This is a genomic window from Streptomyces sp. NPDC027672, from assembly GCF_055566335.1.
Window position 1 is genome coordinate 140,632 of record NZ_JBVHSO010000004.1, and the last position, 25,158, is coordinate 165,789.

25 protein-coding genes are annotated in these 25,158 nt (G+C 75.2%); 17 read left to right on the top strand and 8 right to left on the bottom strand.

Annotation, left to right across the window (positions count from 1 at the left end; genetic code table 11):
- Positions 1-101 precede the first annotated feature (101 nt).
- A complete protein-coding gene (locus ACZ4SV_RS11870; RefSeq protein WP_468003568.1) occupies positions 102-929 on the bottom strand; it encodes a pyrimidine reductase family protein in 828 nt (275 codons plus the stop codon).
- Positions 930-965: 36 nt separating this feature from the next.
- Between ACZ4SV_RS11870 and zapE the strand changes: the two genes are divergently transcribed.
- From zapE to ACZ4SV_RS11915, 9 genes are all read left to right on the top strand, one after another.
- A complete protein-coding gene (gene zapE, locus ACZ4SV_RS11875; protein WP_397943120.1) occupies positions 966-2,063 on the top strand; it encodes a cell division protein ZapE in 1,098 nt (365 codons plus the stop codon).
- Positions 2,064-2,259: 196 nt separating this feature from the next.
- Positions 2,260-2,655, top strand: a complete 396-nt coding sequence (locus ACZ4SV_RS11880) for a hypothetical protein (RefSeq protein WP_468003571.1) — start codon at positions 2,260-2,262, stop codon at positions 2,653-2,655.
- 105 nt (positions 2,656-2,760) lie between these two features.
- Positions 2,761-3,339: a carbonic anhydrase gene (locus ACZ4SV_RS11885; protein WP_365871155.1), complete on the top strand. Its 579-nt coding sequence runs from the start codon at positions 2,761-2,763 to the stop codon at positions 3,337-3,339.
- 8 nt (positions 3,340-3,347) lie between these two features.
- Complete coding sequence (locus tag ACZ4SV_RS11890; RefSeq protein WP_468003574.1) at positions 3,348-4,826, top strand: SulP family inorganic anion transporter; 1,479 nt, start codon at positions 3,348-3,350, stop codon at positions 4,824-4,826.
- Between the two features lie 130 nt (positions 4,827-4,956).
- Positions 4,957-5,787 (top strand): slipin family protein, encoded by an 831-nt coding sequence (locus ACZ4SV_RS11895; protein WP_468003576.1) that lies wholly within the window; start codon positions 4,957-4,959, stop codon positions 5,785-5,787.
- 117 nt (positions 5,788-5,904) lie between these two features.
- Positions 5,905-6,771: a PPK2 family polyphosphate kinase gene (locus tag ACZ4SV_RS11900; RefSeq protein WP_468003578.1), complete on the top strand. Its 867-nt coding sequence runs from the start codon at positions 5,905-5,907 to the stop codon at positions 6,769-6,771.
- 28 nt (positions 6,772-6,799) lie between these two features.
- Positions 6,800-8,353, top strand: coding sequence for an FAD-dependent oxidoreductase (locus ACZ4SV_RS11905; protein ID WP_398213225.1), 1,554 nt, complete (start codon positions 6,800-6,802; stop codon positions 8,351-8,353).
- 62 nt (positions 8,354-8,415) lie between these two features.
- A complete protein-coding gene (locus tag ACZ4SV_RS11910; RefSeq protein ID WP_468003581.1) occupies positions 8,416-9,261 on the top strand; it encodes a polysaccharide deacetylase family protein in 846 nt (281 codons plus the stop codon).
- Between the two features lie 18 nt (positions 9,262-9,279).
- Positions 9,280-9,462, top strand: a complete 183-nt coding sequence (locus tag ACZ4SV_RS11915; RefSeq protein WP_365871140.1) for a hypothetical protein — start codon at positions 9,280-9,282, stop codon at positions 9,460-9,462.
- On the opposite strand, the gene ACZ4SV_RS11920 is transcribed toward ACZ4SV_RS11915, so the two are convergent.
- The 3 genes from ACZ4SV_RS11920 to ACZ4SV_RS11930 all read right to left on the bottom strand — a co-directional run bounded on the left by ACZ4SV_RS11920 (position 9,454) and on the right by ACZ4SV_RS11930 (position 11,523).
- Positions 9,454-10,125, bottom strand: coding sequence for an ABC transporter (locus ACZ4SV_RS11920; RefSeq protein WP_468003584.1), 672 nt, complete (start codon positions 10,123-10,125; stop codon positions 9,454-9,456). The genes ACZ4SV_RS11915 and ACZ4SV_RS11920 overlap by 9 nt on opposite strands.
- Positions 10,122-10,985 (bottom strand): ABC transporter ATP-binding protein, encoded by an 864-nt coding sequence (locus tag ACZ4SV_RS11925; RefSeq protein ID WP_468003586.1) that lies wholly within the window; start codon positions 10,983-10,985, stop codon positions 10,122-10,124. The genes ACZ4SV_RS11920 and ACZ4SV_RS11925 overlap by 4 nt, the downstream gene beginning before the upstream one ends.
- Before the next feature lie 100 nt (positions 10,986-11,085).
- A complete protein-coding gene (locus ACZ4SV_RS11930) occupies positions 11,086-11,523 on the bottom strand; it encodes a DUF6086 family protein (RefSeq protein WP_468003588.1) in 438 nt (145 codons plus the stop codon).
- 142 nt (positions 11,524-11,665) lie between these two features.
- On the opposite strand from ACZ4SV_RS11930, the gene ACZ4SV_RS11935 reads away from it, so the two are divergent.
- On the top strand, positions 11,666-12,376 hold the full coding sequence (locus ACZ4SV_RS11935) for a peptidyl-tRNA hydrolase (RefSeq protein ID WP_468003590.1): 711 nt from the start codon (positions 11,666-11,668) through the stop codon (positions 12,374-12,376).
- Between the two features lie 140 nt (positions 12,377-12,516).
- On the opposite strand, the gene ACZ4SV_RS11940 is transcribed toward ACZ4SV_RS11935, so the two are convergent.
- Complete coding sequence (locus tag ACZ4SV_RS11940; protein ID WP_468003592.1) at positions 12,517-13,248, bottom strand: helix-turn-helix domain-containing protein; 732 nt, start codon at positions 13,246-13,248, stop codon at positions 12,517-12,519.
- Between the two features lie 68 nt (positions 13,249-13,316).
- Here ACZ4SV_RS11940 and ACZ4SV_RS11945 point away from each other — a divergent pair, with 68 nt between their 5' ends.
- The 5 genes from ACZ4SV_RS11945 to ACZ4SV_RS11965 all read left to right on the top strand — a co-directional run bounded on the left by ACZ4SV_RS11945 (position 13,317) and on the right by ACZ4SV_RS11965 (position 19,400).
- Positions 13,317-13,970, top strand: a complete 654-nt coding sequence (locus ACZ4SV_RS11945; RefSeq protein ID WP_365871127.1) for a flavin reductase family protein — start codon at positions 13,317-13,319, stop codon at positions 13,968-13,970.
- 251 nt (positions 13,971-14,221) lie between these two features.
- Positions 14,222-15,610, top strand: a complete 1,389-nt coding sequence (locus ACZ4SV_RS11950; RefSeq protein WP_468003595.1) for an MbnB/TglH/ChrH family RiPP precursor modification enzyme — start codon at positions 14,222-14,224, stop codon at positions 15,608-15,610.
- A gap of 294 nt (positions 15,611-15,904) precedes the next feature.
- Entirely contained in the window at positions 15,905-16,672 is a 768-nt protein-coding gene (locus tag ACZ4SV_RS11955; protein WP_468003597.1) for a DUF4142 domain-containing protein, read from the top strand.
- A 98-nt stretch (positions 16,673-16,770) separates the two neighbouring features.
- Positions 16,771-17,550 (top strand): TIGR04222 domain-containing membrane protein, encoded by a 780-nt coding sequence (locus ACZ4SV_RS11960; protein ID WP_468003599.1) that lies wholly within the window; start codon positions 16,771-16,773, stop codon positions 17,548-17,550.
- Between the two features lie 170 nt (positions 17,551-17,720).
- Positions 17,721-19,400: an alpha/beta hydrolase gene (locus ACZ4SV_RS11965; protein ID WP_468003601.1), complete on the top strand. Its 1,680-nt coding sequence runs from the start codon at positions 17,721-17,723 to the stop codon at positions 19,398-19,400.
- 67 nt (positions 19,401-19,467) lie between these two features.
- Here the strand turns inward: ACZ4SV_RS11965 and hemQ are convergent, their stop codons facing one another.
- Both hemQ and hemG read right to left on the bottom strand, forming a co-directional pair.
- Positions 19,468-20,199, bottom strand: a complete 732-nt coding sequence (hemQ, locus tag ACZ4SV_RS11970) for a hydrogen peroxide-dependent heme synthase (protein WP_365871116.1) — start codon at positions 20,197-20,199, stop codon at positions 19,468-19,470.
- Positions 20,200-20,204: 5 nt separating this feature from the next.
- The gene (hemG, locus tag ACZ4SV_RS11975; RefSeq protein ID WP_468003603.1) at positions 20,205-21,656 is read right to left on the bottom strand and encodes a protoporphyrinogen oxidase; all 1,452 of its coding nucleotides are present in this window, start codon (positions 21,654-21,656) and stop codon (positions 20,205-20,207) included.
- Between the two features lie 110 nt (positions 21,657-21,766).
- On the opposite strand from hemG, the gene ACZ4SV_RS11980 reads away from it, so the two are divergent.
- Together ACZ4SV_RS11980 and ACZ4SV_RS11985 are read left to right on the top strand one after the other, a co-directional pair.
- Positions 21,767-23,167 (top strand): FAD-dependent oxidoreductase, encoded by a 1,401-nt coding sequence (locus ACZ4SV_RS11980; RefSeq protein ID WP_468003605.1) that lies wholly within the window; start codon positions 21,767-21,769, stop codon positions 23,165-23,167.
- 94 nt (positions 23,168-23,261) lie between these two features.
- Positions 23,262-24,086, top strand: coding sequence for a rhomboid family intramembrane serine protease (locus ACZ4SV_RS11985; protein ID WP_397943148.1), 825 nt, complete (start codon positions 23,262-23,264; stop codon positions 24,084-24,086).
- Position 24,087: 1 nt separating this feature from the next.
- Here ACZ4SV_RS11985 and hemE read toward each other — a convergent pair whose 3' ends face one another.
- Positions 24,088-25,155, bottom strand: coding sequence for a uroporphyrinogen decarboxylase (gene hemE / locus ACZ4SV_RS11990; RefSeq protein WP_468003608.1), 1,068 nt, complete (start codon positions 25,153-25,155; stop codon positions 24,088-24,090).
- Positions 25,156-25,158 lie beyond the last annotated feature (3 nt).

Sequence of the window (25,158 nt, forward strand, 5' to 3'; positions counted from 1 at the left end):
CAGGGGCCCGTGCGGAAACCATCCTTCCCCGTGATCGCACGGGTACTGCCGCACTTAAGTCTGCCCGCCCGAAGCTGACCGGAACGGCAGATTCCGCTCCTTTAGGACCGGCAGTAGCGGCTGAACAGGAATCCCTCCTCCTCCAGCAGGGACACGAGGGCGAACCGGTGCGGGACGGCGACCGCCGGCCCGCCCGCGATGCGCTGCGCGCCGCCCGCGGTGAGCGTGGGCGAGACGGTCAGGCACAGCTCGTCCAGCACCTCGGCCGCGATGAGCTGGCCGAGCAGCCGGGGGCCGCCCTCGGTGAGCAGCCGGGTGTGGCCGAGTCCGGCCAGGGCCTGGACGGCGCGCGCGGGCTCCACGCCCATCCCCTCGCCGGCGACCACCACCCGCGCGCCGGCCTTCTCCGCGGCGGCGACCCGGTCGGGAGCGGCGGCGGCTCCGGTGAGGATCAGCGTCGGGACCAGGGGCGAGGTGAACAGGGGCAGCGTGAAGTCCAGCTCCAGACCGGCGCTGACGATGGCGACCGCCGGGACCGGGGCCTGCCCGGCGGCCGAGCGCGCGCCGGCGAACTCGGCCCGCACCCGGGCGGGGCGGTACCCCTCCTGCCGTACCGTTTCCGCACCCACCAGGATCACGTCCGCCAGCGCCCGCAGCGTGCCGAAGATCCGCATGTCGGCGGCGCTGGAGAGGGGCTGCGAGCGGCCCTCGTGCTGGGCGGCGCCGTCGAGCGAGGAGACCATGTTGGCCCGCAGCCACGGCCGCGGGGCGCCCGGCGCGGGTTCCGGGTAGGCGTAGGCGGCGGCCAGCTCGGCGAGGTCCCACTCCCGGTTCGCCGCGGCCCCGGCGGTGCCCGGTGCGGCCTGCGCTCCGCCGGCGGCGGGGGCCTGGGCTGCTGTTTCTTCGGTCACAGGGAAGAGGCGTCGCATCCGTGCAGTGTGACACGGCGCTTAGCATGGATAACCGTGTCGTCCTCCACCAGCACCCCCGGTCCTCTGCCCGACGCGGGCCCCCTCTCCCTGTGCGCCCGCGAGCCGCACGTGCCCGCGGACCGGCTGGTCGCCGAGATGGTGCCGCCGCCGCGCTTCGACTCGGTGCGCTTCGCCACGTACCTCCCGGACCCGGACCAGCCCAGCCAGACGGAGGCCGTCCGGGTGCTGGCGGACTTCGCCGCCGGCCTGGGCGGGGACCGGGCCGCCGGCGCCGGCCGGCGCGGCTTCTTCGGCTTCGGCCGGGCGAAGGCGCCCAAGACCCCGGCCGGGCCGCGCGGGGTGTATCTGGACGGCGGCTACGGCGTCGGCAAGACCCATCTGCTCGCCTCCCTGTGGCACGCCGCCCCGGCCGATCCGTCCCGCAAGGCGTTCGGCACCTTCGTGGAGCTGACCAACCTGGTCGGCGCGCTCGGCTTCCAGCAGACGGTGCGCACGCTCTCCGGGCACAGCCTGCTGTGCATCGACGAGTTCGAGCTGGACGACCCGGGCGACACGGTGCTGGTGTCGACCCTGCTCGGCAAGCTGGTGGAGGCGGGCGTGGCGCTCGCCGCGACCTCCAACACGCTGCCCGGCAAGCTGGGCGAGGGCCGTTTCGCGGCGGCCGACTTCCTGCGGGAGATCCAGGGTCTGTCGGCCCACTTCCGCGCCCTGCGCATCGACGGCGAGGACTACCGCCACCGCGGCCTGCCCGAGGCGCCGGCGCCCTTCTCCGACGAGGAGGTCATGAAGACGGCCTTCGCCACGGAGGGCGCCTCGCTGGACGACTTCCCCGGCCTGCTGGAGCACCTGGCCAAGGTGCACCCGAGCCGGTACGGCGCGCTGACGGACGGGGTGCGGGCGGTGTGCCTGACCGGCGTGCGGCCCGTGCCGGACCAGTCGACGGCGCTGCGGCTGGTGGTGCTCGCCGACCGGCTCTACGACCGCGAGGTGCCGGTGCTGGCCTCCGGGCTGCCGTTCGACAGGCTGTTCAGCGAGGAGATGCTGAACGGCGGCTACCGCAAGAAGTACTTCCGTGCGATATCCCGGCTCACGGCGCTGGCCCGGGACGCGAAGGGGCTCGTCGGCTCCTGACCATCCCCCAATAACGGATCAACGAGCGCGGGTCAAGGGCGGGTTTCCGCCACGCGACCCGCGCTTTTCACGCTCTCTTCCGCGCGTAACGTGCCGTTAACCCGGCGTGGGGCCGCATCCCGCTAACGTATTTCTTGACCAACCGTTGACCAACCCTTGGTACGGACTAGAACGTGAACGGAGCGGAGGGGGGCTCATGTTCCGCGGTACGACGGCCCGCATCCTGCTCGCCCTCCTCGGCGTGCTCCTGCTCGCGCTCCAGCTCCGCGCTCCCGCCGCGCCCTTCGCGGCCGCGGACACCGCCGGTCCGGCGCTGACCGCGACGCAGACCGGGAGCACCTCCCTCGCGCGCTCGGCGCACGAGGACGCGGAGACGGTCCGCACATCCGGCCGGGCGGGCGGACCCGCGGGCGTCCCGCAGATGCGCGACCGGCACCGCGGCCCCGTGCCCGCCGGCGCCCCGGCACGCCCCGGGATACCCGTGCGGGCCGCCGGGACGGAGCCGGCGCGACCCGCAGGAGTCCCGCACCGCCCCGCCGCCGGAGCCCTCAGAGCCCACACACCGGCCGCGCTCCAGGTCTTCCGCTGCTGAGGGCCGGGCTCCCGCCCGCCTCCCGTCACACCCCCGCCTCTCCCCCACACGACCGTCGTCCGAGTCCGACGCGCCGGACAGGCGCGCCAGGAGGAACCCACACACATGCAGCCCCTCATCGACAACGCCCGTACCTTCGGACAGCGCCCTGAGGAGTTCGCCAAGCTGGCCGAAGGGCAGTCCCCGCAGGTGCTCTTCATCACCTGCTCCGACTCCCGGGTGGTCCCGGCCCTGATCACGGGCGCCCGCCCCGGCGAGCTCTTCGAGCTGCGCACCGCGGGCAACATCGTCCCGCCCCACGCCTCCGCGCACCCCACCAGCGAGGCCGCCACCATCGAGTACGCCGTGGAGGTGCTCGGGGTCCGCGACATCGTGGTCTGCGGGCACTCGCACTGCGGCGCCGTCGGCGCGCTGGTGCGCGGCGACGACCTGACCGCCGTACCGGCCGTGCGGGACTGGCTGGTCTCCGCCACCCCGCGTCCGGCCGGCCCGGCCGAGGACCCGGAGGTCGCCGAGGGCGTGCAGAGCCACGTCCTGACCCAGTTGCTCCGGCTGCGCTCGTACCCGTGCGTGGAGCGGAGACTGGCGGACGGCCGGCTGGGCCTGCACGCCTGGTACTACGAGGTGCACACCGGCACCGTACGGACGCACCGCCCGCAGTCCGACACCTTCGAGGCCCTGTGAGCGCGCCGATGACCGACCACTCCGCCCGTATATCCCGTTTCCCGTACCTGCGGCAGGACTTCGCCGCCTCCCTCGTCGTCTTCCTGGTCGCGCTGCCGCTGTGCGTGGGCGTGGCCGTCGCCTCCGGGGTGCCGGCCGAACTCGGCCTGGTCACCGGCATCGTGGGCGGCATCGTGACCGGGCTGATGCGCGGCAGCAGCCTTCAGGTGTCGGGCCCGGCCGCCGGCATGACCGTGCTCGTCTTCGAGGCGGTCAAGGAGTTCGGCCTGCCGGTGCTCGGCGTGATCGTGCTCACCGCCGGAGTGCTCCAGGTGGCCATGGGCCTGCTGCGGCTGGGCCGTTACTTCCGTGCCATCTCCGTCTCCGTCGTGGAAGGCATGCTGGCCGGAATCGGTCTGGTGATCATCGCCGGACAGCTCTACCCGGCGCTGGCCACGAAGGCTCCCGACTCCGGTCTGGGCAAGATCACCGGGCTGCCCGGCGCCTTCCTGGACGCCTTGGGCGACACCGGCGCCCTGGCCTCGCTGGCGGTGACCGCGGGCACCGTCGCGGTGCTGCTGCTGTGGAAGCACACCCCGGCCAAGGTGCGCGCGCTGCCCGGCCCGCTCGCCGCGGTCGGGCTCGCCACGCTGGCCGCGTTCGCGCTGGACCTGCCGGTGGCCACCGTGGAGGTGCAGGGGCTGCTCGGCTCCGTCCAGCCGCCGCCGCTGAGCGCCTTCGGCGAACTGGCCGGCGCCGGACTGCTCGGCACCGTCGTCGCCTTCACACTGATCGCGTCCGCCGAGTCCCTGTTCAGCGCGGCGGCCGTGGACCGGCTGCACTCGGGGCCGCGCACCCAGTACAACAAGGAACTCGTCGCCCAGGGCGCGGGCAACGTGCTGTGCGGGGTGCTCGGCGCGCTGCCGATGACCGCGGTGATCGTGCGCAGCGCGGCCAACGTGCAGGCCGGCGCCCGGACGAAGGCATCCCGCGTGCTGCACGGCGTGTGGCTGCTGCTGTTCGCGGCGCTGCTGCCCGGTGTGCTCGCCTACATCCCGATCCCGGCCCTCGCGGGCATCCTGATTTACGCGGGCGCCAAGCTGGTCCCGGTCCGGGCGCTGACCGGGCTGTGGCGCGAGCACCGCGGGGAGGCGCTGGTCCTCGCCGTCACGGCCGTCTCCATCGTGGCGGTCAGCATGTTCGAGGGCGTGCTGATCGGGCTGGCGCTGGCGGTGGTGAAGACCGCCTGGGACGCCTCGGCCGTCAGGCTGGAGGTCGTGGACAAGGGCGCCGGTCCCGTCGAGGCGCATCTGTCGGGCAACGCGACCTTCCTGCGGCTGCCGAAGATCCTGGACAGCCTGGAGTCGCTGCCCCAGGACCGCCCGGTCCGGCTCGACCTGTCCGGGCTGCACCACCTGGACCACGCCTGCCGTACGGCGCTGGACAACTGGGCGGAGCGGCACAGCGCGGCCGGCACGGAGCCGGTGAAGCTGCTCATGGCCGCGTGACCGGGCAGCCGCTCACGGCCGCGTGACCGTCCGCCCGTGGGGTCGGGACGCCGGGACCTCTCGGCATCCCGGCCCCACGGGCCTATCGTGGCAACAACGGATAAAACGGGCCTCTGGTGAGGAGGTCACCATGGTCGAGTACCTTGTGGTGGCCATTGCGACGGTGGGTTCCCTCGGTGTCGTGTACCTGGCGGCGGCGGCGCGGGTGGTGAAGCAGTACGAACACGGGGTGCTGTTCCGGCTCGGCCGGGTCACCGGGGACGTACGGACGCCGGGCCTGAACCTGGTCATTCCCTTCGTGGACCGGCTGCGGAAGATCAACCTCCAGATCGTGACCATGCCGATCCCGGCCCAGGAGGGCATCACCCGGGACAACGTCACCGTCCGGGTGGACGCGGTGGTCTACTTCCGGGTGGTCGACGCGGTGAGCGCCCTGGTGAAGGTCGAGGACTACAAGTTCGCGGTCTCGCAGATGGCGCAGACCTCCCTGCGGTCGATCATCGGCAAGAGCGATCTGGACGACCTGCTCTCCAACCGCGAACAGCTCAACCAGGGCCTGGAGCTGATGATCGACAGCCCGGCGGTGGGCTGGGGCGTCCAGGTGGACCGGGTCGAGATCAAGGACGTGTCCCTGCCGGACACGATGAAGCGGTCGATGGCCCGCCAGGCCGAGGCGGACCGCGAGCGCCGGGCCCGGATCATCAACGCCGACGCCGAGCTGCAGGCCTCCAAGAAGCTGGCCGAGGCCGCCCAGCAGATGGCCGACACCCCGACCGCGCTCCAGTTGCGGCTGCTGCAGACGGTGATGGCGGTGGCGGCCGAGAAGAACTCCACCCTGGTGCTGCCCATCCCGGTCGAGCTGCTGCACTTCCTGGAACGCGGCGCGCAGCCGCCCGTCGCGGAGCCGGACCGGACGCCCCACCCCCTGCCGCACACCGACGGCGGCCCGCGTCCCGGATAGCGGCACACCGCGCCGGGGCCGGCGCGCACCGCGCCCCGACGGGCACGCGGGCCGCATCCCGGCCGGCGGACCGGGCACCCGTGAGGGCACCCGGCCCACCGGACGAGAGGAGCGCCCGTGCCCAAGCACCCGGCCGAGAAGGACAGCACACTGGGGGACCTGCTGCGTCTCCCGCCGGGCGAGCGGGTCGACCTGGGCGGGTACGACCCCCGGGCCACCCCCGGCGCCCCGGACGGCAAACAGGCCGCGCTGGCCGACACCGACCGCATGGGCCGCCGCCTGGCCAAGCTCCAGGAGCGGCTGTGGGCGGCGGGCACCGCGGGCGACCGCCGCCGGGTGCTGCTCCTGCTCCAGGGCATGGACACCAGCGGCAAGGGCGGCACGGTACGGCACGTGATCGGCCGGCTCGACCCGGCGGGCTGCCGGGTCAGGGCGTTCAAGGCGCCCACCGAGGAGGAGCGGCGGCACGACTTCCTGTGGCGGGTGCGGCGCGCGCTGCCCGGCCCCGGCGAGATCGGCATCTTCGACCGCTCGCACTACGAGGACGTGCTCGTGGCCCGGGTCCGGCATCTCGCGCGGCCCGCCGAGATCGGCAGCCGCTACGGGCTGATCAACGACTTCGAGCGGGAGCTGGCCGAGGACGGCGTGACCGTCGTCAAGTGCTTCCTGCACCTGTCCTACGACGAGCAGCGGCGCCGGCTGCTGCGCCGCCTGGACCGCCCCGACAAGCACTGGAAGTTCGACCCGGCCGACCTGGAGGGACGCGCCCTGTGGCCGGCCTACCAGGAGGCGTACGAGACGGCCCTGGAACGCTGCGCGGCGCCGCACGCACCCTGGTACCTCGTCCCGGCGGACCGCAAGTGGTACCGCAACTGGGCGATCAGCCGGCTGCTGCTGGAGCGGCTGCGGGAGCTGGACCCGCGCTATCCGCCGGCCCGCTTCGACGTGGCGGAGTGCCGGGAGCGGCTGCTGGAGGGGACGTGAGGCGGGCGGGCCGGGGTACCCGACGGGCATGCGCGAACAGCGGAAGGTCACCGATTCGTACTGGCTGCGGACCGCTCCCGGGCCGGATCACCCGGTCCTGGACGCGGACCTCGACGTGGACGTGGCCGTCGTCGGCGCCGGCATCGCCGGGCTGAGCACCGCCCACGAGCTGGCCCGGGCCGGGCGGCGGGTGGCGGTGCTGGAGGCCGGGCGGGCGGTGGCCGGGGTCACCGGCCACACCACCGCGAAGCTGACCGCCCAGCACACCCTGGTCTACGACCGGCTGCGGCGCACCCGGGGACCGGAGGGGGCCCGGCTGTACGCCCGCTCGCAGTCGGAGGCGATCGCGCACGCGGCGGCGCTGGCGGCGGAGCTGGGCGTCGACTGCGAGTGGGAGACCCGGGACGCGTACACCTACGTCCGGGACCCCGCGCGGGTCGCGGAGGTGCGCGCGGAGGCGGAGGCCGCCCGGGAGGCGGGGCTGCCGGCCGCGTTCACCACGGAGACCGGGCTGCCGTTCCCGGTGGCGGGCGCGGTCCGGGTGACCGGGCAGGCGCAGTTCCACCCGGTGAAGTACCTGCGGGCGCTCACCGCGGACCTGCTCGCGCACGGCGGCCAGGTGTTCGAGCACACGCGGGTCACCGGGCTCACGGAGGGCGAGCCGTGCCGGCTGACCACGGAGGCGGGCCTCACGGTGACCGCGCGGGACGTGGTGATCGCCACCCACTACCCCGTGTTCGACCGGGCCCTGCTGTTCACCCGGCTGTCCCCGCGCCGGGAACTGGTCGTCGCCGGACCGCTGGGCGACGGCCCGGACCCGGGCGGCATGTACATCACCCCGGACGAGAACACCCGCTCGGTGCGCACCGCGCCCTACGGCCCGGACGGGCAGCGGCTGCTGGTGGTCACCGGGGAGCACTTCACGCCCGGCACCGGCGATCCACAGGCCGGCTTCGACCGGCTCGCCGCCTGGGCGCGGGAGCACTTCCCCGGGGTGAGCCTGGACCACGCCTGGGCCACCCAGGACAACGAGTCCACCGACTCCGTCCCGCTGGTCGGCCCGTTCCACGCGGGCGCCCGGCACACCTATGTCGCCACCGGCTTCGGCGGCTGGGGCCTGAGCGGCGGCATCATGGCCGGACTGCTGCTGACCGCGCTGATCACCGGCCGGGAGTGCGCCTGGCGCGAGCTGTACGACCCGCGCCGGCTGAAGTCGGTGGCCCGGGAGGCGCCGACGCTGCTGAAGACGCAGGCGGAGGTGGCCCGGCACTTCGTGGGCGACCGGCTGAAGCCGCCGGGTTCGGTGGCCGGCCTGGAGCCGGGCGACGGCGCGCTGGTCCGGTGCGGCGGCGAGCGGCTCGCGGTGCACCGCGACGACGAGGGCGCCCTGCACGCCGTGTCCGCCCGCTGCACCCACCTCGGCTGCCTGGTCTCCTTCAACCGCGCCGAACGGGCCTGGGAGTGCCCGTGCCACGGCTCGCGGTTCGCGGTGGACGGCACCGTGATCCAGGGCCCGGCGGTCGAACCGCTGGAGCGGCGCGAGCTGGACCAGGCGACGGAAGAAGGCCCGCCGGCCGGGTGACGGCAGCACCACACCCGGGACGGATCGTCATATAAACGTACTTTCCGTCCTACGTTGGTACGGTGATCCCACCAGCACACCGTCTCGCCACCGTCACCGCCCTCTGCGCCCTCGGCGCGGCGCTCGCCTCCTGCGGCACCGCGACCGCCCCGCGCCCCGCCCCGGCCGCCTCCTCCCCCTCCGCCTCCGCGCGCACCCCCGTCCTCGCGCCCGGTCCCGGCGGGCTGACCCCGGTGTTCGCGCACGGCCCGCGCACCCGGGGCAAGACCGTCGCGCTCACCTTCGACGCCGACATGACCGCGGACCAGGGGCCCCGCGCGGCCGCCGGCGAGCACTTCGACAACCCGGGCCTGATCACGGCGCTGCGCACGCTGAAGGTGCCGGCGACCGTGTTCATGACCGGTAGCTGGGCCGACCAGTACCCGGCCGAGGCCCGCGACCTGGGCCGGGACCCGCGGTTCGAGGTGGCCAACCACTCCTTCAGCCACTACGCGTTCACCGCCGACTGCTACGGCCTGCCGACCGTGGCCGCCGACCGCATGCGCGCGGACGTCCAGCGGGCCTACGACTCCCTGCGCGCGGCCGGCGTACCGCACCCCATGCCGTACTTCCGCTTCCCCGGCGGCTGTTACGACCAGCAGGCGCTGCGCGCGCTCAGCGGGCTCGGGGTGACCGCGGTGCAGTGGGACGTGGTGAGCGGTGACGCCTTCGCCACGGACGCCGACGCGGTGGTGCGACAGGTGCTGGACGGGGTGAAACCGGGCTCGGTGGTCGTCCTGCACTGCACCCGCAGCGCCGCCCCGACCACCGAGCGGGTCGTCCGCGCGGTCGTACCGGAGCTGCGCCGGCGCGGCTACCGCTTCGTGAAGGTCTCCGAGCTGATCGCCGAGACCCGCCCCGCCCGGTGACCGTCCTACGCTGGGGGCATGAGCGACGAGGACTACTGCACGATCACCGACGCGGCGCGGCCGGCCAAGGCCGACGGCCCGCCGTACGCGGCCTGTGTGCTGTGCCGGGAGCCGACCGAGTACCCGGAGTCGTACAAGGGCATCACGCTGTGCCCGGTGTGCGAGTGGCAGGAGGCCCAGCGCACCGCCTGTTCAGGGTGAGCGGCGGCCGGTGAGCCAGGCCGCGGCGGCGAAGGCGCCGGCCGTGACCAGGGCCGCGCCGGCCGTCGGCAGCAGCGCCAGGGGCGCCCGGCCGGTCTGCGAGCCGGTGACCAGACCGCTGACCGCGGCCTGCGCCGGGGAGCCGGCCCACACCACCGCGAGCAGCGCCCCGAGCAGCATCGCGGGCACCGCGCGTCCGGTGGAGCGCAGCACCGGACGGTGGGTGAGCGCGCCGACGGCCGTGCCGAGCAGGGCGCAGACGAGGACGGCCGGCAGCCCGGCGGCCAGCGCCCGCGGCGGCGCGATCCGCACGCGGTGGCCGTTGCTCGCGGGGTCGCTGACCAGGGTCACCACCGCGGTGGCCGCCAGCCCGAGCAGCACGGCCGCGAGCAGGGCGGTCAGCAGGCAGGCGAGGTGCGCCCGGGCGGGGCCGCGCGCGGCGGCGACGCAGGCGCGGGCCGCGGGCGGCTCGCCGGTGACGCAGATCCGGACCAGCCAGGCGGCCACCGGCAGCAGTGCGGCGGCCGTGTAGCCGAGCGAGTCCAGCACCGGCTGGCCCGCGCCCACGCCGACGGTGAGGAAGACGGCGTACAGGATCACCGGCGGCAGCCAGCGCTGGGAACGCAGCAGCAGGTCGGCCTGGTAGCGCAGCAGGGCGGTCACGGACGGCTCCCGGGTTCGACGCGCACCACGTGCCACGGCGGGCGGGCCGTGAGCAGGGCGCGCAGCAGGAGGTCGGAGTGGGAGGCGGGGACGGTGAGGCGGTGGCTGCCGGGCGCCGTCTCCTCCGCGCGGACGGCGGCCTGGAGCACGTCCGCCGGCAGCCGCCCGCCCGGCGGCCCCTGCGCGACGACGACGGTGAGCGGCCCGTCCGCCACGAGCGCCCGCTCGGTACGGCGGCTCAGCCCGCCGCCGGCCACGGTGTACGTCGCGTCCTCCGCCCCGGCGAGCCGTCGCGGGTCGTGGTCCACGAACACCACCGCGCCGCCGGCGGCGGTCCGTTCGGCGACCACCCGGTCCAGCTCGGCCCGCGCCGCCGCGTCGAGCCCGGTCCACGCCTCGTCCAGCACCAGCAGCTCCGGGTCGCCGACCAGGGCCTGGGCGACGGCGACCTTCTGGCTGCCGCCCTTGGACAGCCGCACCATCGGCGTGCCGGCGTGCTCCTGTGCGCCGAACCGCTCCAGCCACGCGTGCGCGGCGCGTGCGGCGGCGTTCCGGCCGAGGCCGTGGACGGTGCCGAGGTGGGTGAGGTAGCCGGCGGCCGTGAAGGGCAGGGCGGAGGGGAACCGCTCGGGTACGTACGCCGTGCGCGGCCGGCCGGTGATCCGGCCCTCGCTGGGCGTGTCGAGCCGGGCCAGGAGCCGCAGCAGGGTGGACTTGCCGCTGCCGTTCGCCCCGTCGATCCGGGTGAGGGTGCCGGGTGCGACGGCGAGGCCGACGCCGCGTAACACCCACGGGCCGCGGACGCCGTAGCGACGGCCTACGGCGGTCAGGCGCAGCTCACGCTCGTGGTCACGGTGCATGGGGGCCATTGTGGCGCGGCGCCCGCTCCCCGGGCCCCGCGCGGCGGGCCGGGTCCGGGGTGCCGGGGCCGCGTCCGGGGTGCCGGGGCCGCGTCCCGGCTCAGCGGGCCATGCCCCGGCCGAGTTCCGTCGCCCGGGCCCGCACCGCCGCGGCCCACGCGCCCCCGTCCCCCGGCCCCGACACCCCGGCCGCCGAGACCTGCACGTCCGCCGCGGGGCCGTCCGGGAAGGCCGCGAGCCGGGCCCAGTCGACGGCGATCCCGGCGCGCTCGGCGAGGGCGACGACGACGCCGGCGAAACCCTCGCCGAGGGCCAGGACGACGGCGTGGCCGGTCCGCCGGTGCCAGGCGAGGAGGGCGTGCACGAAGACCGCGAACGCCTCCGGGTCGATCCGGCACTCGTCGTTCTCCATCGGCCCGAAGCCGGACGGCAGGTCCAGTTCGGCCTCGAAGACCGCGACCTGCCGCAGGAAGAGCCGCGCGGCCCCGTTGGACGGGTTCCACAGCGTCTCGTCACCGATGTCGAAGTACTGGCTCACGCGCGCTCGCTCCCCGTCCGGCCGCGGCTCCCTCCGGCCGGGCCGGGTCAGCGTAGCCCGCGGGCGGTCCGCCGGTCGCCGGGGTTTCCCGCGGGGCCCGCGCGTTGATCGGGCCGCCCGCGGCTTCGTAGGCTGGGCTCCCGTGAGCCACGATCCCGCACCCGCGCCCGCCCGCCCCGCACCCGACGCCCGCGACGAGGCGCCGCAGTTCGTGCTGCCGCTCGTCGTCCGCATCGAGCGCGGCGACCCGCCCGCCCGTACCGACGCGCTGGAGACGGCCGCCCGGGCCGTGCTCACCCTGCTCGGCGACGAACGGGCACACGAGGACGGGGAGTGGGCCGAGGCGGTACGGAACTGGGAGGACGCCCGCATCCGGAAGGTGGTCCGGCGGGCCCGCGGCGCCGAGTGGCGGCGCGCCGAGGCACTGCCCGGGATCACCCTGACCGGCAAGTCGGCACAGGTCCGGGTCTTCCCGCCCGTCCCGCTGGACGGCTGGCCCAAGGACCTGGCGAAGCTCCAGGTGTCCGGCACCGAGCTGGACGACCCGGAGCCGCCGGCGGCCGCCGACCCGGCCGCCGAGCCGGTGCTCTGGCTCAACCCGGAGCTGGAGATGTCGGCCGGCAAGGCGATGGCCCAGGCCGGCCACGGCGCCCAGTTGGCCTGGTGGGCGCTGTCCGGGGCGGAGCGCGCCGCGTGGCGGGACGCCGGCTACCCGCTGGCCGTCCGCACGGCCGCCCCGGCCGACTGGCCGCGCCTGACCACGAGCGGCCTGCCGGTGGTCCGCGACGCCGGCTTCACGGAGATCGCCCCGGGCTCCTGCACGGTGGCGGCGGACCACCCGGCACTGCGCTGAGCCGGGCCTGCGGGGGCTCCCGGCTCCACCCGGTGAACGATTGCTCAGGCTCGGCGGAAGGAGCGTGTCTCGGTCACGCCGACCTGTGCGGCGGCATGAGGCGCGAGTAGTGACGGTGTCCGACCGGGTGGGAGCGGTGTTCATCTCCCCGTAGCCCCAGTAGGGCGCATCTCCTCGGACAGGCCGAGGTGGTCCCGAAGCGCGCGCCAGCCGATCTCGGTGAGAGCGACGGCGCGGCTGGTGCCGATCCGGGTGATCCACCCGGAGCCGAAGGCGTGACGGCACAGGGCCGCACCGACGGCGCCGGCCATATGAGGGCGGCGTTCGGTCCAGTCCAGGCACGAGCGGACGGGCGGACGCCGTGTGGCGGATGGCAGCACGATGCCGAGGTCGGCCAGCCAGGCGACCCCGTCGCCGGTGAGCGTCGGCCCCTGCTCCCAGTCCAGCAGCCCGCGGTCGGTCATCGCCTCGGTGATGGCGACCCCGAGGGCGCCCGCAAGGTGGTCGTAGCACGTCCGGGCGCGGGCCAGCGCCCGACTCCGATTCACAGCGGGCAGTGAGCGCGGCGGAGTGACGCGCCGGGGCGCCATGGAGGCAAGGGTCTCGATCAGTCGGGCCGTCTCGGGATCGGCGAGGCGGACGTAGCGATGACGACCCTGACGCTCCTGGGCGAGCAATCCTCCGCCGACCAGGAGGTTCAGGTGTTCGGTCGCGGTCGAGGCGGCCACCCCGGCATGACGCGCCAACTCGGTCGCGGTCCATGCCCGGCCGTCCAGGAGGGCCAGGCAGAAACTCGCGCGGGTGCCGTCCGCCAGGAGTCCGGCCAGAGCGGCCAGGTCCGGACCTTCCACATGCGCGTCACGGTCTCTCATGGTCGTCCATCATTCCCCGGCGATCCTTCGGCGAGGGCCGAAGAGTCCTCACTCTACGGTCGGCTCTCATGAACACCGCGACACCCGGCACCACGCCCGACAGCACGTCGGCCGCCCATGTGGCCGTCGAGCCGAGCATCCTGTACTTCGGCACGCCGGTCGTCCTGCTCTCGACAGAGAACGAGAACGGCTCCTTCAACCTGGCGCCGATGTCCTCGGCCTGGGCACTCGGCCACGTCATCGTCCTCGGTCTGGGCGCCGAGGGACAGACCGCGCACAATCTCCTCAGCCGACCCGATCTCGTGGTCAACCTCCCCGCGCCGGCCCAGTGGCCGGCGGTGGAGCGGCTGGCGCCGCTGACCGGACGCACGCCGATACCCGTGGAAAAGCGCGGCGCCTTCCGTTTCGAGCCGGACAAGTTCGCCGCCGCCGGCCTGCGACCCGAACACTCCGAGCTGGTCAGGCCCCCCAGGGCCGCCGAATGCCCCCTCCAGTTGGAGGCCCGCGCCGCACGGGTCCAACCCGATGCTTCCGGGGCCTTCCTCATCGTCGAAGCCCATGTGCTCAAGGTCCACGCCGACCCGCGCATCGTCGTCCCCGGCTCCCAGCACATCGACCCGGCCGCCTGGAGCCCACTGATCTACAACTTCCGCCACTACTACGGACTGGGCCCTGAACTCGGCCACAGCTTCCGCTCCCGTACACCCCGGCGAAGCCCCTGACCGACCTCGAAGCCGGTACACGGTCGAGGAGGATGGAAGCAGGGCCGCCACCGGCAACCCGGAGATCATGGTCAAGTCCGGGTCGCCCGGAGGTGGCCGGGGCCCCGGTCCCCTCCGCCGCCGGACCGCGTCGCGGGGCGGAACCTCAAATGTTGCTCTGAACGCCCTCCGAGGCGTGGTTCGCGGCCGGCCGGCCGGGCCATAGTGCCCTCACCCGACGCACGCGTACGGGGCGAGGAGGGGGAGGCGGCATGCGGGGACTGGGGACCGGGATCGGGTGGCGGCCGGAGATCGCGGACGCGGTGGAGGCGATGCCGGGCATCGACTGGGTGGAGGTCGTCGCGGAGAACGTCTGCCCCGGTCATCTGCCCGCGTCGCTGCTGCGGCTGCGCGAGCGCGGGGTGACCGTGATACCGCACGGCGTCTCCCTCGGCCTCGGCGGCGCGGACCGCCCCGACGAGGGACGGCTGACGGCGCTCGCCGAGCGGGCGGAGGCGCTCGGCGCCCCGCTGGTCACCGAGCACATCGCCTTCGTCCGGGCGGGCGGCACGCTCACCGCCTCCCCCGCGCTGGAGGCCGGCCACCTGCTGCCCGTGCCGCGCACCCGGGACGCGCTGGACGTGCTGTGCGAGAACGTCCGGATCGCCCAGGAGGCGCTGCCGGTGCCGCTGGCCCTGGAGAACATCGCCGCGCTGTTCTCCTGGCCGGGCGAGGAGCTGACGGAGGGGCAGTTCCTGTCCGAGCTGGTGGAGCGGACCGGCGTACAGCTGCTGATCGACGTGGCCAACCTGCACACCAACCACGTCAACCGGGGCGAGGACCCGGCCGAGGAACTGGCCGCGCTGCCCCTGGAGGCGCTCGCCTACGTCCATGTCGCGGGCGGTGTCGAACGCGACGGGGTCTGGCACGACAGCCACGCCCACCCCGTGCCGCGCCCGGTGCTCGACATCCTGACCGGCCTCGCCGCCCGGGTGGCACCGCCCGGCGTACTGCTGGAACGGGACGAGAACTTCCCGGAACCGGCGGAACTGGAAGGCGAGTTGACCGCGATCCGCCGGGCCGTGGCGGCCGGCCGGGCACGGGCGACGGCCGGCCGGGCACGAGCAGCGGACGGCCGGGCACGAGCAGCGGACGGCGCGTCCGCCGGGGTCCCGGTGGGGGCGGACACCGCCGGCACGGAGGCCGAGGGCACCGGAGTGCCGGCGCGGGCGGTGGCCGGGGCGCGCGAGCGGCTCGGGGTGGCCCAGGCCGCCGTGCTGTCGTCGCTGGTGGCGGGGACGCCGGTGCCGGAGGGGTTCGACCGGGTCCGGATGGGGGTGCAGGCCCGCACGCTCGCGGCGAAGCGCGCGGACGTGGTGGCGAAGGTGGCACCCGAACTGCCGGTCATCCTCGGCCCCGACTACCGGGAGACGTTCCTGGAGTACGCCCGGCGGCGCCCGATGACCGGCGGCTACCGCCGCGACGCGCTGGACTTCGCCGGACAACTGCTGGACCGGGGCCGGCCCTCCACGCCGGACACGCGCCGGGCGCTGCGGGAATGGTGGCTGGACCGGGCGGGCCCGGCCCCGCGCAAGCAGCGCCTCACCGCCCGGCTGCTGCACCGCCGGGGCACGGCGCAGAACGTCCGGAGCAGCGCGTAGAACGTCCGGGGCGCTGCGTGCAACGTCCGGGGCAGCGCGTAGAACGTCCGGCACTGCGCAGAACGTCCGGGGCAGTGCGGGCGAGGGCCGTTCCGCCGGGGGCGCGCAACCGCGCGGCCGGCCACCGCGCACCCGCACCCCGCCCCGGGTCCGCGTCCCGCGCGCCCCCGGCCCGGCGCTGCCCCGTCCCGCTCCCGCTCCCGCTCCCGCGCCGTGAGAACCCTCGCGGCGCACCAGTACTATGCCAACCCCGCACCCGCCCCCAGTTCCCCGGCGTGCGGTGCAGGAGGCACCATGCGACCGCGTCCCCCCGTCACCGGCCGAGGCGTGTTCAGCGGCACCGGGCTGATCGTCACCGCCCTCGCGGCCACGGCCGCGGCCCTGCTCGTGCCGCTGTGGTCCTACGCCGGCCGGCCGGACCCGGCGGCCGCGAGCCCCCGGAGCGCGCGGACGGTGACGACGCCGTACGGCCCGCTGTCCGCCGCGGACCGGGACTTCGTCACCAAGGTCCGGCTGGCCGGGCTGTGGGAGCTGCCGGCCGGGGAACTGGCCGAGCGCAAGGGCACGACAGCGGCGATCCGCACGGCCGGCCGGCACCTCGTCGACGGCCACACCGCCCTGGACGCCCATGTCCGCACTGTCGCCCTCCAGCTCGGCGTGCCGCTGCCCAACGAGCCGAACGCGCAGCAGAAACAGTGGCTCGCCGCCCTGGACGCGGCCGGCGGCCAGGACTTCGACCGGCGGTTCGCCGGTCTGCTGCGGCTCGCCCACGGCCGGGTGTTCTCGCTGGTCGCCCAGATCCGGGCCGGAACCCAGAACTCCCTGGTCCGCGATCTCGCCGACGACGCCAACGCGACCGTCCTGGACCACATCAGGGTCCTGGAGGCGACGGGCTACGTCGACTTCGCCGCGCTGGCGAGGGAGCTGGCGGTCTCCGCCTCCCCGGTGCCGGCCCCGCCCGCGGCCGATCCGGGCGCCGCCGTCCCCGTCGTACCGTCCTCGGGCGAGCCGTCCTCCCCGCCCCCGGGTGCCGGTGCCTCGCCGCCCCCGGGCGGCCCCTGACCGGCAGGGCGTAACGGAACGCCACATACCGGTCACCGGGCGTCCGGATCGTGAACAGGCCATGGCGTTCGCCCTGGTCCCTGGCATACAAACACGTCATGTTCTGGGTCCTTCTCCTGCTCCTGGCCTGGGGTTTCGCCGGTACGGCCTGTGCCCGTCTGTGTCTGGCGGCCGTGCGCGCGGCCGCCGCGGACGCGCGGGACGCGCCGGCGGACGGCGCGCGCGAGCTGTCGCTGTACGAGGCGGCGTTCCTCGCCGGCGGCCCCGCCCGGGTCGCCGAGGTGACCCTCGTCTCCATGGCCCGCCAGCGCCGGCTGCTGCTCGCGCACACCGGCTGGGCCACGGTCGTGGACCCGCGGGGCCGGGACGAGATGGAACGGTCGGTCATAGGGGCCATCGGGCCCGCCGGTCAGTCGCGGATCGCGGCGGCGCGGGCGCGGGCGGCCGGTGCCGAGGCGGTGCGCCGGCTGGCCGACGGCCTGGTCCGCGCGGGCCTCGCGGTGCCGGAGGGCGCGGGGACGACGGTGGGGTCCGCCGTCCGGCGGGTGCGGGCCGCCGCGCCGGTGGTGGCCGTGCTGGGTGTCACCGCCGTCCTGCTGCCCGTCCCGAGCGGGACGCCGCGCACGCTGGTCGGCGCGTGGTTCGCGCTGCCTCTGGCCCTGGTGCTGAGCTGTCTGGCCATCGCCCGGTTCGAGATGCATCCCTATCCGCGCCGGGCCTCGCCGGCCGGGCAGCGGCTGCTGAGCGCGCTGCCCGGCCGGCCGGCCGGCGACGAGCGGTCGTTCCTCACCTCGGTCGCCGTCCGCGGGGTCCGCGCGATCGGCGAGCCGGAACTGCGCGCGGCCTTCGCCCACCGCGACCGGCCCGGGTCCGAGTGAGCGCGGGAGACGGCGGGAGCGCGGCGGACCGCGGGGGCGCGTAGGGGGCATCGGCGCCGACACCGGCCGGGCGGTGCTTGCCTTCCGGCACCGCCGTACGAAACATCCCTTCTGTCGCCGCCGGGCCGTGGCAGCCGTGCCATCGCCGCCGCGCACCGAAGGGATACGCGATGAAAGCTGCCGCCCGCTGCTCGGCCGCCGGGTCCTTGCTGCTGACCTCCCTGATCGCGGCCCCGGCGGGCGGCGCGTCCGGCGCCCCGGGCGCCCCGGCCGCGGGCTCGGCCGAGCTGCGCGGCACCGCGGTGGCCGTGGCCCGCGCCCGCGCGGCCGGCATCGACTTCGGCCCGTGCGCCCCGGCCGACGTGCCCGGCACCCCGGCCGGGGTGCGGTGCGGCACGGTGAGCGTCCCGCTGGACTACGCCCACCCGGACGGCCGGCAGATCAGGCTGACCGTCAGCCGCGTCCGGGCCAGCCAGAAGGACCCGCACAACAGCAAGCGCAAGGTGCCCCGGCAGGGCGCCCTGGTCTTCAACCCGGGCGGACCCGGCGCCACCGGCATGTACTTCCCGCTGATCGGCGCCGTCCCGAAGTGGCAGCGGATCGCCGCCGCCTACGACCTCGTCGGCTACGCCCCGCGCGGGGTGGGCCGCTCGGCGCCGCTGTCCTGCGAGGACCCCGCGCGGTTCTTCAAGGCGCCCACCGCGTCACCGGAGCACCCCTCGGAGTCGTACAAGCGGCAGCGCATCGCCCAGGCGAAGGCGTACGCGCGCGGCTGCGCCACGCGCTCCGGGGACCGGCTGCGGTTCTACACCTCGCTCGCCAACGCCCGGGACCTGGACGTCCTGCGGGCCGCGCTGGGCGAGGACCGGCTGACCTACCTGGGCGCGTCGTACGGCACCTACTTCGGCGCGCTGTACGCGGCGATGTTCCCCTCGCACGTGCGGCGCATGGTGCTGGACGCGCCGGTGGACCCGGACCCGCGGGAGATCTGGTACCGCGGCAACCTGGAGCAGTCGGCGGCGTTCGAGGAGCGCTGGGCGGACTTCCGGGACTGGGCCGCCCGGCACGACGACGTGTACCGGCTCGGCACCACGCCCGCCGCGGTGCAGCGCTCCTACGACACCGCGCGCGAGCGGCTGGCCGGGCGGGCGGCGGGCGGGAAGGTGGGCCCCGGCCAGTTGCAGAACGTGTTCCTGTCGGCCGGGTACTACGACGACTTCTGGCCGAGCCGGGCCGCGGCCCTGTCGGCGTATCTGCGCGGCGACCCGGGGCCGCTGGTCCGGCTGGGCACGCCGGACCCGGCGACGGCCACCGAGGCGGAGAACGCCGGCGCGGTGTACACGGCCGTCGAGTGCAACGACGCGCCCTGGCCCACGGACTGGCGGGTGTGGGACCGCGACAACACCCGGCTCGCCCGGGTGGCGCCCTTCGAGACCTGGGACAACGCGTGGATGAACCTGCCGTGCGCCTACTGGCCGGCGCCCCGGCAGCGGCCGCTGGACGTGCGGACCGGGCCGGGCGAGCTGCCGCCGGTGCTGATCCTGGCGGCCGAGCGGGACGCGGCGGCGCCGTACCGGGGCGCGCTGGAGCTGAGGCGGCGGCTGGCCGGCTCGGTGCTGGTGACGGAGCGGGACGCGGGGACGCACGGCACCGCCGGCGGGCCCAACGGCTGCGTCAACGGACACCTGCACGCGTACCTGCTGGAGGGCCGGCTGCCGGCGCGGCACGCGTTCTGCGCGCCGCGCCCGGAACCGGTCGCCTCCGGCGGTCCGGCCGGCGCAACCGCTCAGCGGGGCGGCCTGGCGGCCGAGGCCGGCGGGCGCCGGGCCGCCCACGGGGGCGGCGTTTGACCGCGCCCGGGAGGCTCGGGGCGCGCCGTGGCTTCCCGCGCCGTTCCCCGCGCCGCTTCGGGCCGGCTCAGGCGAGGGTCGCCACCAGGTCCGCGATGTTCTTGCGGCGGCCCGTGAAGAACGGGACCTCCTCGCGGACGTGCCTGCGGGCCTCGGAGGCGCGCAGGTGGCGCATGAGGTCGACGATGCGGTGCAGCTCGTCGGCCTCGAAGGCGAGGACCCACTCGTAGTCGCCGAGGGAGAACGAGGCGACCGTGTTGGCGCGCACGTCCGGGTAGCCGCGGGCCATCTTGCCGTGGTCGGCGAGCATGCGGCGGCGGTCCTCGTCGGGCAGCAGGTACCACTCGTAGGAGCGCACGAACGGGTAGACGCTCACATAGTCGCGGGGCGTCTCGTCGGCGAGGAACGCCGGGATGTGCGAGCGGTTGAACTCGGCCGGGCGGTGCAGCGCCATGTTCGACCAGACCGGCTCCAGGGCGCGGCCCAGCCTCGTGCGGCGGAAGAGGTTGTACGCCTCCTGGAGCTGGTCGCTGGTCTCGGCGTGCCACCAGATCATGAGGTCGGCGTCGGCGCGCAGGCCCGAGATGTCGTAGGTGCCGCGGACGGTCACGTCCTTGGCGGCGAGCTGGTCGAACAGCTCCTGGACCTCGTCGGCGTATCCCGCGCGGTCCTCCGGCAGCACGTCCTTCAGCTTGAAGACCGACCAGAGGGTGTAGCGGATGACCTCGTTGAGGTCCTTGGCCAGCTTGCCCTTGTTCGGGATCCTGCCGGACTCGGTGGTGGGGGCGTCGTCACTCATGGCCCCTATTCTCCCGCGCCGCCGTGCAGGCTCTGCACCGGGTTGGCCGTCAGCTCCCGCACCCCGCGCGCGTCGCCGCCGAGCTGGTCGACGGCCGCGTACGCGCTCGCGACGCACGCCGGGATGCCGACGCCGTCGTACTGCGCGCCGCACACCGCGAGCCCCGGCAGCCCGGCGATCCGCTCGCGGACGCGGGCCACGCGCGCGTGGTGTCCGACCGGGTACTGCGGCAGGCCGTCGGTCCAGCGGGTGACCCGGGTGCGGACCGGCGCGGCGTCCAGGCCGGTGGCCTCCCGCAGGTCGTGCCGGGAGACCTCCACCAGGCCGGCGTCGTCCCGGCCGAGGATCTCCGTCTCGCCGTAGCGGCCCACGGAGGTGCGCAGCACCAGCAGGTCCGGGTCCTCCTCGGCGATCCAGCCCCACTTGTGGGAGGCGAAGGTGGACGCCTTGATGGTGCGGCCGTCGACGGGCGGGACGAGGAAGCCGCTGCCCTCGGGCAGGCGCACGTCGGCGCGCCGGTAGGCGAGGGTGACCAGGGCCATGGAGGCGTACTCGACGGCGGCCAGCTCGGCGGCGGCGCCCGGGGCCTCGGCGCGCAGCAGCGCGGCGGCGGCCGGCGCGGGTACGGCGACGATCACCGCGTCGGCGCGCAGCACCCGCTCCCCCGCGGTGATCCGCCAGCCGGCCGGCTCCCGGCGCAGTTCCCGGGCGGGCGTGCCGGTGAGGATCTCGCCGCCCCGGGCGCGCACCGACTCGGCGACCGCGAGCGGCAGCCGGCCGACCCCGCCGGCGATGCCCATGAACACCGGCCCGGTCCGCTGCTGTGCCGCGGTCTGGGCCTGGATCTCGCGGACGCCCTCGGTGAGGGAGGCGTGGGCGCGGGCGGCCTGGAAGAGCTGCGGGACGGCCGAGCGCATCGAGATGCGGTACGCGTCGCCCGCGTACACCCCGCCGAGCAGGGGTTCGACCAGCCGGTCGACGACCTCGCGGCCGAGCCGGGCCGCCACGTACTCGCCGACGGCCACGTCGTCGCCGATCTCGGTGCGGGGCAGGCCGGCGTCGCGCTCGATGCGGGCCACGCCCTCGTCGGAGAGGACGCCGCGGAGCGCGGCGGCGGTGCCGGGCACGCCCATCACATGGCCCTTGGGCATGGGCCGCAGGGCGCCCCGGGTCCAGATCGAGGCGGTCGCGGTGGCGGGCGGCTGGAGCGCCGCGCCGAGCCCGGCCTCGCGCGCGAGGGCGACCGCCTCGGGGCGGCGGGCCAGCATCGACTCCGCGCCCAGGTCGACCCGTACGCCGGCGATCTCGCCGGGCAGCAGCTTGCCGCCGACCCGGCCGGCGGCCTCCAGGACGGTCACCCGCGCTCCGCGCCCGAGCAGCCGGTGCGCGGCGGCCAGCCCGGCGATGCCGGCCCCGATGACGACGACATGCCCCAGATCCTCACCCGTTGTGCTCATGTCCCCACTCTCTCAGACCCCGCGGGACCGCCCTCGGGGACCCGGCCGGGGGCGACGGGGACGACAGGGGCGGCCGGGAGCGGGCGGGGCGCTGCCCGTAGCGTGTGCCCATGAGCATGAGCGGTGCGCGGGGCGGCGGCGGAGAGCGACTGGTCGTGATCGGCGGTGACGCCGCGGGGATGTCCGCGGCGTCACAGGCGCGGCGGCTGAGGGGTCCGGACGAGCTGGAGATCGTGGCCTTCGAGCGCGGTCACTTCGCCTCGTTCTCGGCGTGCGGCATCCCGTACTGGGTGGGCGGCGAGGTCCCGGAGCGGGACCGGCTGATCGCCCGTACGCCCGAGGAGCACCGCGCGCGGGACATCGACCTGCGGATGCGCACGGAGGTCACGGAGATCGACGTGGCCGGGCAGCGGGTACGCGCGCGCGACGTCGATTCCGGCGCCGAGTCCTGGACGCCGTACGACAAGCTGGTGATCGCCACGGGTGCCCGCCCGGCCCGCCCGGAGCTGCCCGGTGTGGACGCTCCCGGCGTGCACGGTGTGCAGACCCTCGACGACGGGCAGGCCCTGCTGGACACGCTGCGGCGCACGCGGGGCCGCCGGGCCGTGGTCGTCGGGGCCGGCTACATCGGCGTCGAGATGGCCGAGGCGCTGATCAACCGGGGTTTCGAGGTGACCGTCGTCAACCGCGGCAAGGAGCCGATGTCGACGCTCGACCCGGACATGGGCCGGCTGGTGCACCGGGCGATGGAGGGCCTGGGGATCACCATGGTGAACGACGCCGAGGTGACCCGGGTGCTCACCGGCGAGGACGGCCGGGTCCGCGCGGTGGCCACGCAGGACGCCGCCTACCCGGCGGACGTGGTGATCCTGGGCATCGGCGTCCGCCCGGAGACCGCCCTCGCGCGGGCGGCCGGGCTGCCGCTCGGCGCGCACGGCGGTCTGCTCACCGACCTCGCGATGCGGGTGCGCGGGCAGGAGAACATCTGGGCGGGCGGCGACTGCGTGGAGGTGCTGAACCTGGTCTCCGGGCAGGAGCAGTACGTCCCGCTGGGCACCCACGCCAACAAGCACGGCCAGGTCATCGGCACCAACGCCGGCGGCGGGTACGCCACCTTCCCCGGTGTCGTCGGCACCGCCGTGAGCAAGGTGTGCGACCTGGAGATCGCCCGCACCGGCCTGCGGGAGAAGGACGCCCGCCGGGTGGGCCTGCGGTTCGAGACGGTCACCGTGGAGTCGACCAGCCGCGCCGGCTACTACCCCGGTGCCGCGCCGATGACGGTGAAGATGCTCGCCGAGACCCGTACGGGCCGGCTGCTCGGGGTGCAGATCGTCGGCAGGGAAGGGGCGGCGAAGCGGGTCGACATCGCGGCGGTGGCGCTGACCGCGCGGCTGACGGTGGAGCAGATGACGTCCCTGGACCTGGGGTACGCCCCGCCGTTCTCACCGGTGTGGGACCCGGTGCTGGTGGCCGCACGGAAGGCCACGGCGAAGGTGCGGGACGCCGGGTAGCGGTCCGCCGCGTGCCGGGCCGGCTGTGGTCCGGGCCACGCCCGCCCGGCGGTGGGCGCCGGTTCGCCCGTCCGATCGGGGGCACACCTCCTGTGTGGTGATCCCCGTCCATGATGTGAACCCGGTGCGCCGCACGCCCTGGGTGACGTACGCGCTCATCGCCGCCAACGTGCTGGTGTTCCTCGGCATGCCCGGCATAGCGGCTTCCGTGACCGGCGGCGGCGACCTGGCACAGCTCTGCCGGCTGCGGGCGTTCATGGACCACTACGCGGCGGTGCCCCGGGAGCTGATCCACGATCAGCTGCCCCGGCTCGTGCCGACCGGACAGACCGGCGTGGGCCCGCACGGCCCGGGCTGTGTCGTGGCGCCGCCCGGCTACGACAAGTCGCCGGCGCTGTCGGTGTTCACCGCGATGTTCCTGCACGGCGGCTGGCCGCACCTGCTGGGCAACATGCTCTTCCTGCTGATCTTCGGCAACAACGTCGAGGACCGGATGGGCCACATCCGCTTCTTCCTCTTCTACGTCGTGTGCGGCTACGCGGCCGGATACGGCTTCGCGCTGCTCGACCCGGCCTCCCCGGACCCGCTGATCGGCGCGTCCGGGGCGATCGCCGGGGTGCTCGGCGCCTATCTGGTGCTGTATCCGCGGGCCAGGGTGTGGGTGCTGGTGCCGTTCCTGGTCTTCCTGCCGCTGCGGCTGCCCGCCTGGCTGGTGCTGGGCTTCTGGTTCGCGCTCCAGGCGGTGTACTCCTCCGGGCACGGGGTGTCCGGCGCGGGCACGGTGGCGTACGCGGCGCACGTGGCCGGTTTCCTCGCGGGCATGCTGCTGGCCTGGCCGCTCAAGCCCGGCACGCCGCCCCCGCCGGAGCCGCCCGGCCTGCTGTTCGGCAGGCGCGCGCGGCCCCGCCCCACCTGGTGAGTCAGCGCGCGGTGGCGGTGTGGACGTACTCCGCGAGCCGGGTCAGGGCGTCCGGGTCGGTGTTCGGCGGGACGCCGTGGCCGAGGTTGAAGACGTGTCCCTCCAGGCCGGCGGCGGCGTCCAGCACCTCGCGGGTCTTGGCGGCGACGGTGTCCTTGTCGGTGAACAGGACGGTCGGGTCCAGGTTGCCCTGGAGTGCCTTGCCGGGGCCGACGCGGCGCTGCGCCTCGTCCAGCGGGACGCGCCAGTCGACGCCGACGACGTCCGCGCCGGCCTCGCCCATGAGGCCCAGCAGCTCACCGGTGCCGACGCCGAAGTGGATGCGCGGGACGCCGTAGCCGGCGACCGCGTCGAAGACCTTCGCGGAGGCGGACATCACCGAGGTGCGGTAGTCGGCCGGGGCCAGGGCGCCGGCCCAGGAGTCGAAGAGCTGCACGGCGCTCGCGCCGGCCTCGATCTGCACCTTCAGGAAGGCGGCCGTGATGTCGGCGAGGCGGTCGAGCAGGTCGGCCCAGAGTGCGGGGTCGCCGTACATCATCGCCTTGGCGTTCTCGTACGTGCGGGACGGGCCGCCCTCGACCAGATAGCTCGCGAGGGTGAACGGCGCGCCCGCGAAGCCGATCAGCGGGGTGCCGCCCAGCTCACGGGTGAGCAGGCCGACGGCCTCGGTGACGTACGGCACGTCCTCGGGGGTGAGGTCGCGCAGCCGGGCCAGGTCGGCGCGGGTGCGCACCGGCTGCTCGACGACCGGGCCGACCCCGGGCTTGATGTCGAGGTCGATGCCGATGGCCTTCAGCGGGACGACGATGTCGCTGTAGTAGATCGCCGCGTCCACGCCGTGCCGCCGCACGGGCTGGAGCGTGATCTCGGTGACCAGTTCGGGCCGGGTGCAGGACTCCAGCATGGCGACGCCCTCGCGCACCTTGCGGTACTCGGGCAGGGAGCGGCCGGCCTGGCGCATGAACCACACGGGGGTGTGCGGCACGGGTTCGCGCCTGCACGCCTTGAGGAACGCGCTGTCGTACGTGGCGGCGGGCGGCTGGCCCGTGGAGGTGTCGTTGGCGGTCACGGG